This is a genomic window from Umezakia ovalisporum Ak1311 (assembly GCF_029891685.1).
GTDB lineage: Bacteria > Cyanobacteriota > Cyanobacteriia > Cyanobacteriales > Nostocaceae > Umezakia > Umezakia ovalisporum.
The window spans coordinates 23,933-43,086 of sequence record NZ_JANQDJ010000059.1 but is presented as its reverse complement, the minus strand read 5'-3'; the positions used below and the strand labels follow the sequence as shown (position 1 = coordinate 43,086).

Below are 19,154 nucleotides of genomic sequence, written 5' to 3'. Positions count from 1 at the left end.
CCTCCCACACACACTCAACAGTGAACCAAGAACAATTATGGCGCTTTCCGTCCTGAATCAGCGCTTTCGCCAGTGGTTGCAACCCAGAAGAAGTTTAGCCATTGCCGAAGCCTGTATTATTGGTCTTGTGGCCGCCCTTTCTGCGGTATTGCTAAAAGTCGGGTCAGGATGGTTAGGAACATGGCGAGTCCAAACCAGCCAAATTGTACCACCATGGCTAGCCTTACCAACCATTGGCATGACCTTTGGGTTTGTAGCCGGGTGGTTAGTGAATAAATTTGCCCCAGAAGCATCAGGTAGCGGTATCCCACAAGTTAAAGCCACCCTTGCCAACGTGCCAATTACATTATCCTGGCGAGTAGCAACGGTCAAATTACTCAGTGCCATAATCACCCTCGGTTCAGGCCTAAGTTTAGGGCGACAAGGACCCACCGTTCATGTTGGCGCAGGATTAGCAGCAGGAATGAGTCGCTGGGTTCCCACCTCCCCAGATCATCGACGGCAAATGATCGCCGCCGGTGCCGGTGCTGGTTTATCCGCCGCCTTTAACGCTCCCATTGCTGGTGTACTATTCATTGTAGAAGAACTACTGCACGACTTATCAGGACTGACCCTAGGAACCGCCATAATCGCTTCTTTCATTGGTGGAGTAATATCTCGGCTGTTGGGTGGCGGTAGTTTGGAATTAAACCTAGACTTAATGCGATACACAACCCAGTTCAGCCTACCAGAAATTCCTTTTTTTTTATTGTTGGGAGTTTTGGCAGGGTTACTGGGTGCAGTATTTAATCATGGTGTAATCGCCAGCATTAAAATTTATCAAAATTTACACCTCAGCTTACCGCTAAAAATGGCTTTAGCTGGATTCATTTCTGGTTCATTGGTAGCAATGCTTCCAGAACACTTCCGTAACTATGCCGGGTTAAGGGAGTACATGATTCTCAGTGAAGCCAACACATCCCTTGCAGCCATCGCCTTTTTATCTCAATTTATTCTCACCCTAATTGCCTTTGGTTCAGGAGCCACTGGAGGCTTGTTTGCCCCTAGCCTCATATTGGGTTCTTGTTTAGGACACCTAGTTGGTGTATCTTCCTCTTATTTTTTGACGATAGACTCTCCCACCACCTACGCCTTGGCGGGTATGGGAGGGTTTTTTAGTGCGGTCTCCAAAGTACCAATCACGGCCATTGTGATTGTATTTGAAATGACCACAGATTTCAACCTAGTACTACCTTTAATGATTGTCTCCGTAGCTGCTTACTTAGTTTCAGACAAAGTAATGCCCGGATCCCTATACGATAAACTATTGCAACTCAAAGGCATCACAATTAATAAAGCTGCCTCCACAGAAGGGATATTAAAAAAGCTAACCGCTAACGACGTAATGCAGCGACAAGTAGAAACCCTAGATGCAGACATGACCTTGGAAGAAGCAATGCAAGTATTTTCTCGTTCCCATCATCGGGGCTTTCCAGTAGTAGAAAACGGTAAACTAGTGGGAATTGTCACGCAATCAGATTTAGTCACCACTAAAACTTGTTCCGGGGACAGTGATTCATACATCCTTGGCGGTACTCAGTCATCAAATCAAATATGGTTGAGAGATATTATGAGCCAGTCCCCAATGACAGTGCAACCGAAACATAACCTCGGCACTGTATTATATCTATTAGACCGGTATCAAATCAGCCGCTTACCAGTGGTAGAAGGGCAGAAATTAATTGGTATTATTACCCGTGCAGACATTATCCGCGCCCAAGCAGAACATCTCAATTATGGTAACGTCACCCCAGAGTCACAACCAGAACCATCTTATGTAGTTTACCAAACGCGATCGCCCAACATTGGTAGAGGACGGTTATTAGTACCAGTAGCTAACCCAGAAACCGCCGCCATTCTCCTACAAATAGCTGCCGCCATTGCCCGCCATCGACACTACGAAATCGAATGCGTGCAAATAATATTAGTATCCCCCCATAGTTCCCCATCAGAAACACCAGTCAGAACAGCCAGAAGTCGCCGCCTACTACGCCATGCAGAAATTCTGGCAAAAAAGTGGAAAATTCCTTTACACACCCAAATCAGAGTCGCCCACGACCCCGCCCAAGCAATATTAGAAACCATCAAAGAACGACACATCAACCTCATATTAATGGGGTGGAAAGGTCAAACCTTCACCCCTGGTCGGATTTTTGGCAACACAGTAGATACCATAATTCGCCAAGCCACCTGTGATGTAATGCTAGTAAAACTCCCTCAAACTAATTGCCTTCAGCACCCCCATCAGGGCAATCACACCCCACCTTCTACCCCCCAATTCAACCGTTGGTTAGTAACAATGGCTGGGGGACCCAACATTAGAGTCGCAATTAAATTACTACCCGCCCTAGTCACCCTAGGAAACAATCCACTTATTACCCTAACACAGGTATTCAAACCATCTCAACCAAGACCAGACATGACAGTTTTACAACAAGCCATCCGTCTATTAATGCGTCGGCGCAAAATACCCAGCAACATAGTAGCCATCCCAGTCCAAGCTTCATCCGTTGTTAATGGTGTAATTGACCTAGTCAAAACCGAAAATTATGATGTTGTTGTTTTAGGAGCCTCTCGTGAGGGATTATTACAACAAGCAGTTCAAGGTAACATTCCCGAAGCTATCGCATCCGGAGTGGACTGTACAGTAATTTTAGTCAGAGGAGCCATTAGTTCCTAGAAACTCGCCAAATGATAATTTTATTATCCTCGCTAGCACTAACAAGAGTTTTACCATCCGGGCTGATAGCAATAGATGTTATGCTGTCGGCATGTTTCTGAAGTTTACTGATTTCCTTACCTGTGGATAAATTCCAAAATCTAATTGTGCCACGGCGGTCACCACTAGCAAGAGTACTATTATCAGGACTAAAAGCAATAGATGTCACCGTTTCAGGATTTTCTGGTAGCGTGTGAGTTTTTTGTTTTGTAGCTAAATTCCAAAACTTAATTGTGCGATCGCGGCTAGCACTTGCAAAAGTGATACCATCTGGACTAAAGGCAACATCTGTTACAGTTTCTCCATCCTCCCCAATTGTGCTAATCAAAACAGCCTTATTGAGATCCCAAACCTTAATACTTTTGTCAAAACCACCACTAACAAGGGTTACACCATCGGAGCTAATAGCCAGAGAACGCACCCAAAAACCATGACCTTTTAGTGTGTGTTTTAACCTTCCCGTCGCTATATCCCACAGTTTTATAGAGTAATCATCGCTACCACTAGCCAAAGTAGCACCATCTGGAGTTATAGCCAGAGCCTGAATAGAATCAGAATGTCCTCTCAGGGTGTGAATTAACTCACCTGTTGACAAATCCCAAATTTTGATAGTACTATCGTCACTGCCACTCACCAAAGTGCGTCCATCGGGACTAATAACCACCGCATTTACCCTTTGGAGATGTCCATCAAGGGTGGTCATTTCCTTTCCTGAATCAAGATTCCACACCTTGATAACCCCATTGTTCCGGGGGCATTGGTGACCAAGGCAATGGCCACCGCTAACAAAAAACTGGTTATCGGGACTAATAGCCACAGACACAACCAAATCTCCATGACCTTCCAGGACTTCAGCCAAAGAAAAGTTATTCCAAATCAAACTTGACGACCCAAGACGACGCGCCGATGCACCTGGATGATGACGATATTGAGTTAGTCGAGACAATAAAATAGAGTGGACACGGCGATATTGCTGATACCAAGAATCTTGGATGCCAAACAAGAGAATTAAACCACACACCAAAACCATACTTTTTACCAAAGTATACTTGACAGGTAAAGATAAAAACTGAGTTACTGATGGTTTTTCAAAGGCCTTACCTTTTGGTGGTAGTGCTAGTACCTCTTTTGGAGTCAAAACCTGAATAACTTCATCCGCCGATTGAAAACGCTCCTGGATATCCTTTTTTAATAGCCCATCGAGAACATAATCCAAATCATTACTCAGTGGACTTCGCAAAAATTGTCGCCAATTATTCACCCAGCCATAGCCATATTCCATCCACAACTGAAACGGAGAAACCCCAGTCAGCAAGTGAAAGCAAGTAGCACCCAAACCAAACAAATCACTAGCTGGGTAAGCTTGACCGTCTCTAATTTGTTCTAGAGGGGAATAACCATGAGAACCAATAGATGTACCACTTTTCCTCTTTACCCTCGCCGTTAATTGCTTCGAGGAACCAAAATCAATCAAACTTAATCGTCCATCACCATGACGGCGGATAATATTTTCTGGTTTGATATCCCGGTGAATCACACCACGATCATGGATAAACTTGAGAACAGGCAACAAATGCTGCAAAATTCCTTGCACTTCCCCAGGTCTATAAACCTTTCCCCCTTGCAACTCCTTTAACAAATTATGCCCGTTAACAAACTGTTGTACCAGATATAAACAATTATCCTGCTCAAAAAAAGCCAATAGAGTTGGTATTTGTGGATGTTCACCCAGTTCTTGCAGACGCTTTGCCTCTTCAGCAAACAACTCCACCGCCTTCCTTTGGGACCAAGTTCCTTGAAACTTCGGCGCTAATTGTTTAACCACACAACGTTCATTGAGCTTATCAGTATCTTCAGATAAATAAGTCCTACCAAACCCCCCCTCATCAGAAAGCACCCGAATGACCCGGAAGCGACCTCGCAAAAGTGGTACCAAAGGAGTGCTACAAGACTTGCATAACTTGTTTTGATCAGAATTTAGGGGATTCAGACAATCAGGATTTAAACAGCAGATCATTTTGACTGGCTAGGGCGCCGCCCTCGGCGCGATCGCACAAAAAATAATGGTAAATTAACCCCCAAAGACTCCCTCATACCTAATATTAGCTCTCACATTATAATGACATAAAGCACTATTCCCAAACCAGCAACATAAATTAACTTAGCTAATTTGCTAGGTGCTAATAAAGGAATTTATCTTCCGTTAAATCTGTAACCCTAACAGAAGTTCTCTTGCTTTATAAAGATAATAAATTTTGGTAAATGCTCACCTGTTCTTTTGCTTACAGGAAAAATCCAAGAACCACGAGGATTCACAATTTTTCTTGATTGTACTATATATCTAGAATTTTGGATATAAAACCCCATCTTTTTAGGAAGGCCTTTCATAAAATCACATTTGTAGCAGGGTAATTGCTACTTCACAAGTAGACGCTGCTCCTTGACAAATATATTCCTCTGTTCTGCTTCGTATTCCTAGTATCAATTGCAAGTGGGTAAAAAATTTACAGGTACCAGACGAACCAAGGGTCATCTTACCTAAAGGTTCAGGAGTAACCAAGTATTTCTAATTACCTGTGAGTTTTTCCAAGAAATTCTGAATATTTTCTTCTAGTGAAGTTGAACTTTGTGAATTTTCAGGATTCTTCATTTTGTCTATATCAGCATCTCCCTGAACTTCATTGAGTCCCTTGGTAGAATTTTCTTGAACTTCTTTCATTCTTAACCGTTGGGATTTAGCTACTTCGTCGGTCTTGCGTTGAGTTTCTAGAAGTTGTGTAGGTCCCTCCTGGACATCGCTTTCATAGCTAATGATGGCAAAAGCAGGTGATGTGCTGGATAAGAATAGCAGGGTACAAACAAAAGCGATAATTACAAAACCCACTGGGCGTAAAATAGATAAAACAAAATCAAAAATCTTCATCTTTAATCCTCCATAACAGCTGCAACAACCCAACATTGGCACATTCAATAATTAATCTATGGTTTTAGGCGCAAAAATAGAAATGACATTGATGTGTGCTTTTTTATTCTTTAAATCATGAAATCGTAAATACCTAATTAATTATTGTGTTTTACACAGATATTCTTCAAGGCAATTTCATCTTTTACAGTTTTACTTGTAAATAACTCATTCTTGTATCGACCTGTGGAATGAAATTGATTGTATTTATCCTTAAAGGGTGTTTTAAAACTTTTACATGGTGAACTTAGACACTTGCACATCCCCCCTTAATAAGTTCACAGGGGTAGGTTTTTTAATAGGTTTTTTACATTGTCGTCACGGCAAGACAAATAATACAAGGTGGGATTGTACACAAGGAAGTTATGCCAGTGTGTGAAAAAATACCCCTTTAAGAGCTATTAAAAGCAATTGATGGAGAAAAAGGAAGTGGGAATGGGAATAAGCCATTTAAACAAATGCCTTTGCCATTAAGTTAATCAGCAATAATGGTGAGGAATCCTTCGAGAAAACAAGAAATTTCACGGACACTTTCCCGGACATAGGAACTTTTAAAACCACCTCTTAACTCGACTTCATACCTCAGTTTGTAATTTTCAGCCTAGGAATCATACCACTCCCTCACTACAGAATTCCCAGCTTGCGCTTCTTGCCAAAGTTGATGTAAAAATAACTCAAGGTGTGAAACTGGGGATAAAGCCTGACCAAAACAATGGTGATAGTTGGGGTAATCTCCCATGGTGGTGACGAACAAACCCACAGCATCTTGAGAACCATCAGATAGCCAAAAACCCCTTAAAGTAAGTTCCATATACTCACTGTCACAGGTACACAAGCTCATAATTTCACAGTTATGTTGTTTAACTTCAGCCTTGAGGGTCTCCATTCCTGGTAAATCAACAGGAAGCAGAAAGGAAGCAGTGGTGGATTCAACATATAGATTTTGCCCAACGCGCAGTGCTAAAACCACTCGCTGGGCCACCCATTCTTCTAGTGATTGAGTTAAACACTCTAAATAAAAGCTGCTTTCGGTGTAAGTTAATTTCAGCATTCCTTATGCTCTCCTGTTATTCCAGGTTTGCTGGCACATCTATCCAGAACTGTATTATGGTTACAGCTTTAATCTTGATTAAAACCCCCGCTTCTTACTTGGGTGAGAAGTGGGGTTCAAATTAGACCGCAAAATTTCCTGGTTTCACCTGGTTACAGTATTTTTCAATTTATAGCCTCCACTGACTTGATTTATTTCTAGTTTTAAACTCAGCACACAGCCAGTCGAGATGGAATAAACGACTTTCAGAGCAAATTTCACCTATTTGAAGATTTGTTTAAACATACTACACTTGTATTACCATACTGTCCACACCTTTAAGGAGCAAAAGTTATGCACACAATCCCCCGCACCCCCACCACGGAGATGGAAGTTACTAGTATCCGCCTAGAGCGAGAACTTAAAGATAAACTTAAAGAAATCGCCGGCAATCAGGGATATCAAGCTTTGATTAGAGATATCCTCTGGAATTATGTACAACAAAAATCGGGTGAATGGAAACCCCAATTTTCACGAGCCGACATTCGAGCTAGTATAGCCGCCACTGCTCAACAAGAAGAACGTTGTGTACTCACAGGTCGATTAATTGAACCCCAACAACCAATGTTGTTAGGACTCACCAAGAAGGGCGATATGGTTACTCTAAGTATCGAAAGTTTGGCCTCTTAGGTTTTTATTCCGGTAAATGCAGCCCCATTATACTCGTGAGTAATTGGGCTGCATCCAAAATTTAGCTCTTTTCTGGCTATGGGTAGATGTGAGCAGGGCAAAAGGGACATTACTTAATTTATTCATTAAATCTTAAATTTTTATAAAATTTTATATCTACAGTTTTTTCTTTGACTCTCCCAGATGAAGCCTGAAGAATTCTTGACTTTTTCACTAAAGTTGCTGGGAAAAACCTGTTATCAAATTAGAATCTCCTGGCCTTTGGTGGAGAAGAGAGGTCAAATGCTTCAGTTAACCATCGCCTCTACAGCGAAAGCACTGGAAGTACATCGGGACTTGTTGATTCTACTGAAATACAAAGATCCACTACTTTGCTTTCATAAAGTTGAAGGACAAGCTAATCAAGTTATCATTAAGGTTATAAATACAGGACCTGCCATTTCCAAAGAGGAAGTCACCTATATTCTGTTGAGACTATGCAAATCTCAGATTCTCAACTCAGTGAAACTTGTTTTACTCTGCCCCAATTTTCCGATGAAAGCAAACCATATTCAGAAAGTGACTGAACAATACAACATCACCCAAAATTTTCCTCCCAGCGCTCCCAGTGGTTACACGCAGCTAGAAAAAAATTTGGCTGTTGATGCAGTTGGTTTACCAGAGGTGGAAGTTCAAATTGAGAAAATAGCCGAGAGACAGAGGCAAATTACTGCTAAGGTGCAAATTCCTCATCCTGTTGAACGCATCTGGCAAGTGCTGACTAACTATGAAGCCTTACCTGACTTCATTCCCAACCTAGCCAAGAGTTGCTTGCTGGAGCATCCTCAAGGTGGTATTCGACTAGAACAAATCGGCTCTCAGCGTTTACTCAAGTTGAACTTTTGTGCACGTGTAGTTTTGGATTTAGAAGAATACTTTCCTAAAGCAATTAATTTCTCGATGGTAGAGGGGGATTTCAAAGGCTTTTCTGGTAGTTGGTCTTTACATCCCTACTGTTACGGTGATGACCAAGGAACCATTGTGTGTTACACCATTCAAGTTTGGCCTAAACTAACTATGCCAGTGGCAATCATTGAACACCGTCTCAGCCATGATCTGCGGTTAAATTTGTTAGCTATTCACCAGCGTGTAGAACAGCTATGGCACAGTGCTTCCTGAGTCCGGTTTTAATTATTGACATACTCACGGACCTAGAATGTCAGTGATTACTGACCAAGAAACGAGAGGCAGACCCTCCGTGATAAACTGAACAGCTCTCCCCATGAGGAGATTTGTAAAGGTTTTACTAGAAATCTTCAGATATTTGTTTTACGCCTTAGATTCCTGGCTTTACACAACTCTATCCTAAATTCAGCCTAAAACCGGAGAGGATAAAACTAAGTTTAAACCTCAGTGGCCTTAGTGGGGTAGTTTTGGTAGCACCATTGAAAGTTACTTTGTGGACTTTTTAACAATTCCCCAACTTCTGGCTGTGGGGAGTTTCAAAGTCCTACAGTTACTCCCTGTGGGTTCAAAATCTACCAATGAAATGGTGGGGAAATTATGGCCAATTGCTGCCAATGGGGCAAGATGCCAGGGAAAAAGCACCAAAAAGACCGGGTTTTAGAGGGAAATTTTCTATCATTCAGTAGATACCATTAGCCTTCTCTTGGAAATAAGACCTGCAACAAAATGCCAAGCAAAGGGGTTAGGTCATAGAATGTTTTTTAAGTACCCCCAGGGGAATTCGAATCCCCGTCGCCTCCGTGAAAGGGAGGTGTCCTAGGCCTCTAGACGATGGGGGCATAAGACTCAGACTCTATACAGAATAGCTAATTTTCTAATGGATGTCAACAGGTTTTCCAAAAAAATTTTTTCAGGGCTAAAATGGGGGGCAATACATATCCCCTATTTGAATTTGTGCATCAGGCACAGAAACAAACAGTATAACCAGCGATTAATGTAGCTGTGGAATTTTTCCATGTGTTTGATACTAACAAGAGGACTCTTCATTTCCGCCCTGGCACCACCAGAGGTTTCTCCATATCATTACCAAATGGAGCAGTATAAAGGACTAGATATGAGAAAAACTCTGGATTTTCCTGGGGACAGAGGATGTGATGTTGTACTCTTTAGAAGTAATACTTACTATTCTTTGCAAGAGATTTTGAAATACATAGCTCAAAATCTACAACATGGAAGCATCTTTTGAAATAACCCTACAGATGGTGAGCGTGGTTGTTGCAGGCATTGCCGCCCAGGTGCTGGCTGCATACTTTCGCTTGCCCAGTATTGTTTTGTTATTGCTACTAGGCATTCTCCTTGGATCTGATGGGCTGGGCTTTTTACATCCCCATATGCTAGGTACGGGGCTGGAAGTGATTGTTGCCCTAGCAACGGCAATAATTTTGTTTGAAGGCGGACTCAACCTAGATGTACAGGAGTTGGGCAGAGTTTCTGTGAGCCTACAATTGCTTGTCACCCTGGGAACATTGATTACATTAATTGGCGGTAGTATGGCAGCCCATTGGCTGGGGGAATTTCCCTGGAATATAGCTTTTCTCTACGGATCAATAATTGTGGTTACAGGGCCCACTGTAATCAGCCCCCTCCTGAAACAAATTAATGTAGATCGTCAAGTAGCAACAATTTTAGAAGGAGAAGGAGTTTTAATTGACCCAGTAGGAGCTATTCTTGCCTTCGTGGTCTTAGATACCATCATGAACGGCGATGCTGACCCCATTAATGCCATTATCGGTTTACTGATGCGTCTAGGAATTGGTGCAGCAATTGGCGGAGCAGGTGGCTATTTGATGAGCTTGATTTTTAAGCGGGCTAATTTTCTTTCTTCGGAGTTAAAAAATTTGGTGGTACTGGCCATTCTTTGGGGTCTGTTTACTGTGGCGCAAACTATTCGCAGTGAATCGGGAGTCATGACCACAGTGATTGCCGGTGCTGTATTTGCTAACTCCTCAGTACCAGAAGAGCGGCTATTACGAAGCTTTAAAGGTCAACTGACAATTCTCAGCGTCTCGGTGCTATTTATTCTTTTGGCCGCTGACCTTTCTATTGCCAGTGTGTTTGCCTTGGGTTGGGGCAGTTTATTTACTGTCTTGGTATTGATGTTTGTTGTTCGCCCGATTAATATTCTCTGCTGTACCTGGAACAGTGACCTGAATTGGCGACAGAAACTATTTTTAAGCTGGGTGGCTCCTAGGGGAATTGTTTCTGCTTCTGTGGCCTCTTTGTTTGCCATTTCCTTGACACAGCGCGGTATTAATGGGGGTGATTCCATTAAAGCTTTAGTATTTTTGACAATTATCATGACGGTGGTTTGTCAAGGGTTAACAGCTGGAAAAATTGCTCAATGGCTACGAATCACCTCCAAGGATGCAACAGGAGCGGTGATTGTCGGTTGTAATCCTTTGAGTTTGTTGATTGCCCGTTTCTTTCAAGAACGGGGAGAAGCGGTAGTTATGATTGATACAGATCCGGAGCGTTGTGCCAAAGGAGCGGCTGAAGATATTCGAGTCATTTCTAGCAGTGCGCTGGATGTTTCCGTTTTGGAAGAAGCTGGACTGGCTTCCATGGGAACTTTCTTGGCTATGACTAATAACGGTGAGGTGAATTTTGTCTTGGCTCAACGCGCTGCTGAAGAATTTACTCCGCCCCGTGTTTTGGCTGTTTTTCCCCGCAAACCCCAGGCTAATTCCAGCTCTAGTCACAAGGTTCACCAAGCTTTCGCTACGGAGTTAGTTATTAAGACTTGGAATGAGTACCTCAATGATGGCAGAGTTAAGCTGGGAACAACTACACTCAATAATTCTGAATTTACCAAACAACAAGAGCGCATCCAGGAAAAGATTAAGACGGGAGATTTAATTCCATTGTTGATGGAACGAGAGGACCGTCTACAGGTGATGTCCGCAACTCAAGAATGGTTAGTGGGCGATCGCATTATTTACTTGTTGCATGATCCCAGACCTAACTTGTTGAAGCGTTTATCTGGTGGTAGCCAATCAACTCGTCTGTCTCTGGAAACTTTACCGGAAGTGGAAGAACTACCCTTGGACGAATTATCTCCAATTTTTACCAACGATGTTTCTCCGAATTGAGGCTTCCTCGGCTTGAAGTTCTTAGATTCTTGTTTCAATCAAAGGAAAGCAAAATTCCTATGGTGATGCGAATTAACCACAGGGTGAGAACCACTACTGGAAAAAAGGTAAATTTTCCTAAGCTAAATACTGCACCCAAGATTGTAAAGGTTCTGGGGATCCATACCACATTCCAGGGCTTCTGGGAGAATGTTGCACACCTGAAATTACCAGATTTTCTGCGCCTTCTAGATGGGCTGCGACAATAGGGGTGATACCATCTCCCCAAGTGTTACCTTGACCACAAGTTAATTGATAGCTGTTGTAGGCTAACCAGCTACCCGGTTTTCTTTGACCAAAGACAGTTTTGCCAGCTATACAAACGTAACGAACACTTTTGTAAAAAGCCCCAGGGTAGTTCTGAGTGACAAAATCCAAATTCCCCCGTGTCCAACGTTCTTGACTAATATGGGGTGTACCTAGAGTAATTAAATTAGCAACTAAAGGGTGAGCATTCCAGCACCGGGATGTGGACTGGCGGGGTAGTGGATAAGGCTGGTGTCCCATGTAAATCCGGGAAATCCAACCCCCGGCGGAGTGACCAATTAAATTGACTTGGGCAGCGTTATGTTTCTGCAACATCTGTTTAACTGTATCATCCAGTTGCTGCACAATGGGTGTAACAGGTCTGCCAATGGTAGGTAACCAATCACGTCGCCGCAGTGGTACTGTTACCGTGGGTATACCCAACTGCAATAAACATTCTTCTAATTGACCGTAGGCGATGGCGCTTTCTAAATATCCAGGCACAATAATTGTGGGTGATGGCATTTTTGGCAAATGTGGAAAAGGTGGTTGCTAAATACCTGCTGCATAGGTATTTGTGGACTATTATCAAGTAAATTTGGCAAAAGATGGCATTTTTCCCTTGAAACTCTCCGTAAATAGCCAATTTGGCCACATTTTAAAATTGGGATGATGTGGTACAATCGTTGGAAACTATTTCTGTTTTGAAAGCTAGCTTAATGTTTATTAGAATGTTTATTAGAGCAGGGCAATCTAGCCCTTGTTCCCTAGCTAATAAAACGAGCAACTACAACAGATATAGTTAATACTGAGACTGATAAAATGCCCGCTGTCAGCGTAGCCATTGCCACCACTAGTAACTGCCCTAGGTTCCAGTTGATACTGTGCAACCCGCCATAGAAACCTCATATTCAGGAAAAGAAAAATTTTCTCAAAAAGTTTTCAGTGAGAAAACTGAAACAAGTGGACTCGGGCATTTCAAGTATCGGTATTACGAATTTATCATTTTTAGTAGGATGCATCTCTTGTAATTAAGATAAAATTCCTTTGCTAGTCAACCGCAACAAAGCCGAGTGAACGATAACAGCCATGTCTTACGTCTCCCTGCTAAAAAATATACCAGAAATCCTCAGCCAACCAGCTGGGATAGCAACAATAGCCTCCCTTGGTATTCACGGCGCTATTGCGTTGATTGTGCCATTGATGCCTGTAGAGTCTGAGCAATCTCAAGTATCAGCAGCACCAAGACCAGTGGGCATCCTAGAATTAAGCCAAGCTGATCAAAACCGTTTGCCACAAACCACAAGTACGTTGCCATCTTCAGTTGCACAGCAACCGCAACTACCTCTACAATCCCAATTACCTTTACAATCCCAATTACCTCCAGGACCGCAACTGCTTCCGAATCTCAATATACCGAAATCTGTATTACCCCCATTGCCCTCATCTGCATCATCTATCTACACCCAGGCCGTCCTGCCGCCAATTAACATAACACCTAATTATCCTGTTGCTTCTAATGGCAGTGTTTCCTTAGCTCCAAGGCAGCCTGCACCCATGGTGGAGCCCAATGTTGACCCCATAGCTCCCGGAGAAGAATTTCAATTTAATAATTCTGGCTTCAATGCTGCTCATCAAAGATTTACCCCATCTACTCGAACTTTTAATCATAGTGAAGTCAGAGTGGCAGTTGAACCGGTAACTGTAGAAGGCTTGCCAAAACTAGCTCAGTCCAAATTGCCTGCTGATTTGCCAAATACCTCCCCCATCACCACAGCAGTAAATAGGACTCCACAAACCACAAGCACTGGCAATGATACTGCCAGAATCAATCCCAACCAAGCAGCCCTAATAGCTCGGCTACAAGAAAAACCACAACCTCAAAAAAGTCAGCAACTAGGAAATCAAACTCTTCCTAAATTACAGCCGGAATCCATGGCAAAAGCCCCTGAGTTGCCTTTGAATCGAGTAAATCAGCAACAGGGACTAATCGCCCGATTAAACTCCTACGAAAACCTCAGACAAACAATTCAGCAACAATACCCAAATTCAAAACAAAAAACAGTTATTCGAGAAACCATTACTGCAAATCAGGGCAATGTTGAAGGCACAGTATCAGGTTTCCTAGTGGTAGATACTGAAGGCAAGATTTTAGATATTAAATTCCAGGACAAATCAGTTTCTACCGAATTGCAATTAAAGACTAGAGAATATTTTAGTACCAGGTCTCCCCGAGGGGATGAGCAAATCAGCAGTTATCCATTCAGCCTACGTTTCCAAAACAAACACAACACTGCTGAGGCTACTCAAGGGCAAACACCAGCGGCTAATGTCAAACCATTACCCCAACTGCGAATCCCCAATGAGCAGTCAGCACCTATTTCCGCTGTTACTTCTCAGCCAACGAATAACTCACAACCCAATGGCAATTCACTGGAATCCACTCTAGAATCCACTGAAAAACTGAAACAACAGTTGCGCCAATGGCACGAAGCAAAAAAAGAGTCTAGTGCAGAAAAATAAAATTAGCCCTGGGGAGTAGGGGAAGTTCAAGTTTCCCCCCCAACTACTACATCCCGAATCCGCAGACTGGGGCCACCACAACCAACAGGTAAGCCATTTTGTCCACCCTTGCCACAACCACCGGATTCATCCCAGTAGAAATCATCGCCAATGGCTTCAATATCAGCCAGGGTTTGGAAAACATTGCCCGAAAGTGTAACGTCCCTTACACGTTCGGCTATTTTCCCGTTTCTAATCATCCATGCTTCCCCGGCACTAAAGGTGAACATTTCCCCGTTGGTCATACCACCTAGCCAATTACGGGCATAGACTCCTTCTTTGATATCACTACATAAATCTGATACTGGAGTTTTACCACGGGAAATCCAGGTATTCGTCATCCGCACAATGGGTGTAAAGTTATAATTGAGACAACGTGCATTACCAGTGGCTGGTTCCTCTAATTTGCCTGCGGTTTCTCGAGAATGTAAACGTCCTACTAAAATCCCATCCTTAATGAGTTGAGTGGTGGTGGCTGGTGTGCCTTCATCGTCGTAAAAGTAACTACCACGATGACCTTCTGGGGCAGCACCATCAAAAATTTGTAGTTCTTCTGGGCCAAATCGCCGTCCAATGCTCATGACTGCTAATAAATCTGGGTTTTCGTAGGCCATGTCAGCTTCAGAAAGATGTCCAAAGGCTTCGTGGACAAATAAACCAGTGAGAATCGGGTCAATGACTACAGTGTACGTGTTACCTTTTATGGAGGGTACAGTTAAGGCCGCAATAGCTCTCTGGGCAGCACTTTTAACTTGTTCATCCAAGGCAGTTAAATCTTCGTAACCCTGGCGAGAACCAGTGGTTTCCCTACCTGTTTGCACAATTTCGCTGTGGCGGGCAGTGGCTGCAAAGCGCATTTCCATATCTACCCAAGATTGCTCGATTAAAGTTCCTTCGGAGGTGGCAATGATCACTTTTTGGGCGCTGTCAGCATAGCGCACTGAAGTTGTGGTAATGCGACGGTCAACACTTTTTAATAAATCAGTATAGCGATCGCATAATTGTTTTTTCTCCCTCACAGGAATTTGGCGGGGATCAGTTCCTTGTAGAGGTAGTTTACATACTGCTTGCACTGGGTCAATGGGGGCTAGTGTAGTTTCTTCATCACCCACCATTCTCGCCGCAGCGATGGCTTCTTCAATGCGTTCTTGAATGGTTGCCAATTGGTTAAAGCTACTAAACCCCCATCCACCTTTATAGCAAGCGCGAACATGTCCACCAATAGAAATGCCTTCGCTAAGGGTTTCCACATTGTCCCCCCGTAACAAGATATCAGTTCCTTCTACTTCTTCAAGGCGAATCACCAAGTAATCTACACGGTGAGAATAGCGCCTCATCAAGTCAGAAAGTAAATTGTGTGCGTTAGCAAGTGTAGTTAGCATTTGTAAATGGTAATTTGGGCAGATATGTAACCAACGCAAAGAAGCGCCAATACCGGGTAATCAATCAAAAAGCTGTTTTTGTGCTACTTGCCAATAGCGGGAGAATCGCTTCAGGTCAATATAGCCATCGTATTCAAAAAATGGTTCTGTGTCCCAAACTTCCAGAGTTAAGGATTTTTCTATTTCGTCACAGATATTATTAAATCTGGGACTGGGGCTATTTGCTGTCACCACTAAGCCAGCCTGATGTTCTTGGGCAAATGCTAAAATTTCCCGGGCTACATTACCACGGCGAATGACCACAGGTAATTCTAATAAACATTCATAGATAAATGTGATTCGTTTGAGACTCAATTGCCATTGAGCAATCAAAGCTTCATCCCACACCCAAATAGCTGGAGCATCGGGGTATTCTTCTAAAGCGGGGTTGTGGGGACTGAGGCAATCTCCATGTACCCAAACTATTGGTTTATTCATTTTTTACCTTTTTTGCCGCGTTGCCAACTTTGACTGTTAGGTTTTTTGTTAAATCCTCCTTGGGGAAAAAGTCCCCGTTCTAATTGTTCGTAGCTACCTTCAAAATCACAATGACCGTAAAGAGGACATTGGCGACAATAAACACCATTGGTATAGCGTTCTAAATTCTCACGATTGAAAAAGTAAGGTTTATGACTGAAGGTACTGGCGACCCACTGCCATGACATATTATTACTTGCAGGGTCACCATCTAGTAAGTGTTGTAGAAACCATTTTGCTCCTGCTTGCCAACGAATGCGCCGCCAATGGACAATATAAGCTGCTAGCCACATCCGGATATGATTGTGTAAGTAGCCGGTTGAGCGCAATTGATGGCTAAAGCTATCAATACAAACTCTTCCTGTGGTTCCTTCTATGATGTCCGATGGTAACTTGACTGCATAATCTGTTGGAGTGTAGCCAGTTTTATATTCTTCTTGGTCTTCCCAAATGCCATCCCCTAGTTTGACATATAATCTCTGCCAGTAGTCACGCCAGCCTAATTCATTAATCAATTTACTAGCATCATCTGGCTGCTGTACTTTTTCTAAGACATGGTCTTTAATTTCTGCCAAACTTAACACCCCATAACGAATATAGGGTGAGAGCCTCGTTACAGCACCATTTAAAAAGTTACGTGTTTTTGCGTAAGCCACCGCATTGACTTGTTGTAGTGCTTTTTCCGCAGCTTTACGTCCTCCCACAATTTCACTCATTTGGTCCTCCTCCTCTGGTGCATCAGGAAATTGTTCCCGGAGGTAAGCTATTAAGTCATGGCGGTTCCCAAAGTCTCGGCGCATTTTTTTAAATTGGTAATTTGTCATTGTGGAAACTATAGTGTGAGAGCCAACCCAAAGGTCTGTCTATGACTTTGTTTTCTCTGGGTTGTAACGGTTTGTGGAAACAAAATCTAGTCATGGAAAAGCCACACTTACAGCAGATTTTGTTCTTATGAGGTACAAATCATAATCATGAAACTTTTGTGGGGTGGGCATCTTGCCCGCCAATAGTGTAACTCACCACACCGGAAAGTGCTGTAACAACACACTTAACAAAAATCATGAGAATATTCCCTGCAACCTGAGCCTAATTTCTCCAATCCTGACCACAATCATTATGTTGTTCAACTCAGTGACTTTAGCAGTCAACATTTCTCATTTCAACCGATGGTGTCATTCATTACACTTAGCCCAATGTCAAAACCAAAGACCATACACAACTGGTATTGATTAAATTACAGGAATTAATAGCCATTTGTCATGGTAAGTAAGGAGGTATGGGCACTTTAACAGAGTTATGATCAAAGTAGGTTTCACCGGAAATCCAACAGAGGTAATTTTTCTGTTTTAGAACCCAGACCCCCAGGACTGAGGGATATTCTGGTTAATCCACATACATAACCATCTGTGTTTGTATATGTCACCACTGGAAAATTATCAACTTAATCAAAACACATCAACGTGAGTATGGTAGGGCAAAAAACTAATTATACAGAATTTTAAATATTTAACAAAAAAAATTGAGTCAAGTTTTGAGTTACAAGTTTTGAGTTAATTTATGTCTATTCCTCCTATATATCTAGATTGTCACGCAACTACACCTGTAGATGAACGGGTGTTAGCAGCAATGATTCCTTATTTTACAGAACATTTTGGCAATCCATCTAGTGTTAGTCATATTTACGGTTGGGAAGCAGAAGCAGCTGTGAAACAAGCACGGGAAATTTTAGCCGCAGCTATTAATGCTACACCTGAAGAAATTGTGTTTACAAGTGGTGCCACTGAAGCTAATAATTTAGCAATTAAAGGTGTGGCTGAAGCTTATTTCCAAAAGGGACAACATATTATTACTGTAGCCACAGAACATAGTGCCGTTCTTGACCCTTGTAATTATTTAAAATCCCTGGGATTTGATATTACTGTTTTGCCGGTACAGCCAGATGGAATCATTGATTTACATCAGTTAGAAACAGCTTTGCGTCCTGAGACAATTTTGGTGTCGGTAATGGCTGCAAATAACGAAATCGGTGTTTTACAGCCATTAGCAGCCATTGGCGAAATATGCCGGGCTAAAAATGTCATTTTCCATAGTGATGCAGCCCAAGCTATTGGTAAAATTCCTATAAATGTCCAGGACATGAACATTGATTTGATGTCTTTGACCGCACATAAAGTATATGGACCCAAGGGAATTGGGGCTTTGTACGTGCGTAGGCGTAACCCTAGAGTCCAACTTGCAGCCCAACACCATGGCGGTGGACATGAACGAGGAATGCGTTCTGGAACTTTATATACGCCGCAAATTGTCGGTTTTGCCAAAGCTGTAGAAATAGCTTTAGCAACACAAGACACAGAAAATCAACGGCTAACTGAACTCAGACAAAGATTATGGAAACAACTTTCCCGGTTATCAGGGGTTTATCTCAATGGACATCCCACCCAACGATTAGCCGGCAATTTAAATATCAGTGTTCCAGGAGTAGATGGTGCTGCGTTGTTGTTAGGATTACAACCTGTTATGGCAATTTCTTCTGGTTCCGCTTGTTCTTCTAAAAGTACAGCACCTTCCCACGTGTTGAGGGCTTTGGGACGTTCGGAAAAATTAGCTTATGCTTCAGTGCGATTTGGTATAGGAAGATTTAATACGGCTGAACAAATAGACACTGTAGCACAGCAGGTAATTTCTACCGTTGAGAATTTACAATGTGGGGAGTTGAAAGTTAATCCAGGGAAGTTTTGACAGTAAATCTCACATCTTCCACCAACGGAATAAAACAAGAAGAAGCATTTTACAATACAGGGGCAAAAATCCTAGAAGTCAAGGTTAGGGAGTTATAAAAAAAACTAATATATTATCACTATCACATAGATGAGTT

At 42.5% G+C, this 19,154-nt stretch carries 13 protein-coding genes and 1 tRNA gene; 6 read left to right on the top strand and 8 right to left on the bottom strand.

Translation table 11 applies throughout. From position 1 onward, the window contains the following. Positions 1-37: 37 nt before the first annotated feature. Positions 38-2,719 carry a chloride channel protein gene (locus NWP25_RS11060; RefSeq protein WP_280699388.1) on the top strand — a complete coding sequence of 894 codons (2,682 nt, stop codon included), beginning with the start codon at positions 38-40 and terminating at the stop codon, positions 2,717-2,719. Here the strand turns inward: NWP25_RS11060 and NWP25_RS11055 are convergent. The 3 genes from NWP25_RS11055 to NWP25_RS11045 all read right to left on the bottom strand — a co-directional run bounded on the left by NWP25_RS11055 (position 2,709) and on the right by NWP25_RS11045 (position 6,771). Further along, positions 2,709-4,775, bottom strand: a complete 2,067-nt coding sequence (locus NWP25_RS11055) for a serine/threonine-protein kinase (RefSeq protein ID WP_280650411.1) — start codon at positions 4,773-4,775, stop codon at positions 2,709-2,711. The genes NWP25_RS11060 and NWP25_RS11055 overlap by 11 nt on opposite strands. A gap of 549 nt (positions 4,776-5,324) precedes the next feature. Then, complete coding sequence (locus NWP25_RS11050) at positions 5,325-5,681, bottom strand: hypothetical protein (protein WP_280650410.1); 357 nt, start codon at positions 5,679-5,681, stop codon at positions 5,325-5,327. Positions 5,682-6,321: 640 nt separating this feature from the next. Beyond that, positions 6,322-6,771 carry an alr0857 family protein gene (locus NWP25_RS11045; RefSeq protein WP_280650409.1) on the bottom strand — a complete coding sequence of 150 codons (450 nt, stop codon included), beginning with the start codon at positions 6,769-6,771 and terminating at the stop codon, positions 6,322-6,324. A gap of 333 nt (positions 6,772-7,104) precedes the next feature. Here NWP25_RS11045 and NWP25_RS11040 point away from each other — a divergent pair, with 333 nt between their 5' ends. Together NWP25_RS11040 and NWP25_RS11030 are read left to right on the top strand one after the other, a co-directional pair. After that, positions 7,105-7,440, top strand: coding sequence for a ribbon-helix-helix domain-containing protein (locus NWP25_RS11040; protein WP_280650408.1), 336 nt, complete (start codon positions 7,105-7,107; stop codon positions 7,438-7,440). 534 nt (positions 7,441-7,974) lie between these two features. After that, positions 7,975-8,598 carry an SRPBCC family protein gene (locus NWP25_RS11030; RefSeq protein WP_280650407.1) on the top strand — a complete coding sequence of 208 codons (624 nt, stop codon included), beginning with the start codon at positions 7,975-7,977 and terminating at the stop codon, positions 8,596-8,598. A gap of 553 nt (positions 8,599-9,151) precedes the next feature. On the opposite strand, the gene NWP25_RS11025 is transcribed toward NWP25_RS11030, so the two are convergent. Further along, a tRNA-Glu gene (locus NWP25_RS11025) sits at positions 9,152-9,224 on the bottom strand. A 390-nt stretch (positions 9,225-9,614) separates the two neighbouring features. Between NWP25_RS11025 and NWP25_RS11020 the strand changes: the two genes are divergently transcribed. Beyond that, positions 9,615-11,534, top strand: a complete 1,920-nt coding sequence (locus tag NWP25_RS11020) for a cation:proton antiporter (protein WP_280656511.1) — start codon at positions 9,615-9,617, stop codon at positions 11,532-11,534. A 117-nt stretch (positions 11,535-11,651) separates the two neighbouring features. On the opposite strand, the gene NWP25_RS11015 is transcribed toward NWP25_RS11020, so the two are convergent. Then, positions 11,652-12,344 carry an esterase/lipase family protein gene (locus NWP25_RS11015; RefSeq protein ID WP_280650405.1) on the bottom strand — a complete coding sequence of 231 codons (693 nt, stop codon included), beginning with the start codon at positions 12,342-12,344 and terminating at the stop codon, positions 11,652-11,654. A 564-nt stretch (positions 12,345-12,908) separates the two neighbouring features. Here NWP25_RS11015 and NWP25_RS11010 point away from each other — a divergent pair. Beyond that, positions 12,909-14,342 carry a hypothetical protein gene (locus tag NWP25_RS11010; protein ID WP_280650404.1) on the top strand — a complete coding sequence of 478 codons (1,434 nt, stop codon included), beginning with the start codon at positions 12,909-12,911 and terminating at the stop codon, positions 14,340-14,342. A gap of 26 nt (positions 14,343-14,368) precedes the next feature. Here the strand turns inward: NWP25_RS11010 and NWP25_RS11005 are convergent, their stop codons facing one another. The 3 genes from NWP25_RS11005 to NWP25_RS10995 are packed head-to-tail and all read right to left on the bottom strand — an operon-like array spanning position 14,369 to position 17,079. After that, positions 14,369-15,763, bottom strand: coding sequence for a TldD/PmbA family protein (locus NWP25_RS11005; protein ID WP_280699386.1), 1,395 nt, complete (start codon positions 15,761-15,763; stop codon positions 14,369-14,371). A 60-nt stretch (positions 15,764-15,823) separates the two neighbouring features. After that, positions 15,824-16,240 (bottom strand): hypothetical protein, encoded by a 417-nt coding sequence (locus NWP25_RS11000; protein WP_280656508.1) that lies wholly within the window; start codon positions 16,238-16,240, stop codon positions 15,824-15,826. Further along, on the bottom strand, positions 16,237-17,079 hold the full coding sequence (locus NWP25_RS10995) for an FAD-binding domain-containing protein (protein ID WP_280650423.1): 843 nt from the start codon (positions 17,077-17,079) through the stop codon (positions 16,237-16,239). The genes NWP25_RS11000 and NWP25_RS10995 overlap by 4 nt, the downstream gene beginning before the upstream one ends. 757 nt (positions 17,080-17,836) lie before the next feature. Here NWP25_RS10995 and NWP25_RS10990 point away from each other — a divergent pair. Next, positions 17,837-19,018 carry a cysteine desulfurase family protein gene (locus NWP25_RS10990; RefSeq protein WP_280656507.1) on the top strand — a complete coding sequence of 394 codons (1,182 nt, stop codon included), beginning with the start codon at positions 17,837-17,839 and terminating at the stop codon, positions 19,016-19,018. Positions 19,019-19,154: the final 136 nt, after the last annotated feature.

Coding starts and splice junctions, on each gene's coding strand:
- NWP25_RS11055 (WP_280650411.1), bottom strand. CDS start 4,775: ATGATCTGCTGTTTAAATCCTGATTGTCTGAATCCCCTAAATTCTGAT.
- NWP25_RS10990 (WP_280656507.1), top strand. CDS start 17,837: ATGTCTATTCCTCCTATATATCTAGATTGTCACGCAACTACACCTGTA.
- NWP25_RS11010 (WP_280650404.1), top strand. CDS start 12,909: ATGTCTTACGTCTCCCTGCTAAAAAATATACCAGAAATCCTCAGCCAA.
- NWP25_RS11000 (WP_280656508.1), bottom strand. CDS start 16,240: ATGAATAAACCAATAGTTTGGGTACATGGAGATTGCCTCAGTCCCCAC.
- NWP25_RS11040 (WP_280650408.1), top strand. CDS start 7,105: ATGCACACAATCCCCCGCACCCCCACCACGGAGATGGAAGTTACTAGT.
- NWP25_RS11015 (WP_280650405.1), bottom strand. CDS start 12,344: ATGCCATCACCCACAATTATTGTGCCTGGATATTTAGAAAGCGCCATC.
- NWP25_RS10995 (WP_280650423.1), bottom strand. CDS start 17,079: ATGCGCCGAGACTTTGGGAACCGCCATGACTTAATAGCTTACCTCCGG.
- NWP25_RS11030 (WP_280650407.1), top strand. CDS start 7,975: ATGAAAGCAAACCATATTCAGAAAGTGACTGAACAATACAACATCACC.
- NWP25_RS11060 (WP_280699388.1), top strand. CDS start 38: ATGGCGCTTTCCGTCCTGAATCAGCGCTTTCGCCAGTGGTTGCAACCC.
- NWP25_RS11020 (WP_280656511.1), top strand. CDS start 9,615: ATGGAAGCATCTTTTGAAATAACCCTACAGATGGTGAGCGTGGTTGTT.
- NWP25_RS11005 (WP_280699386.1), bottom strand. CDS start 15,763: ATGCTAACTACACTTGCTAACGCACACAATTTACTTTCTGACTTGATG.
- NWP25_RS11045 (WP_280650409.1), bottom strand. CDS start 6,771: ATGCTGAAATTAACTTACACCGAAAGCAGCTTTTATTTAGAGTGTTTA.
- NWP25_RS11050 (WP_280650410.1), bottom strand. CDS start 5,681: ATGAAGATTTTTGATTTTGTTTTATCTATTTTACGCCCAGTGGGTTTT.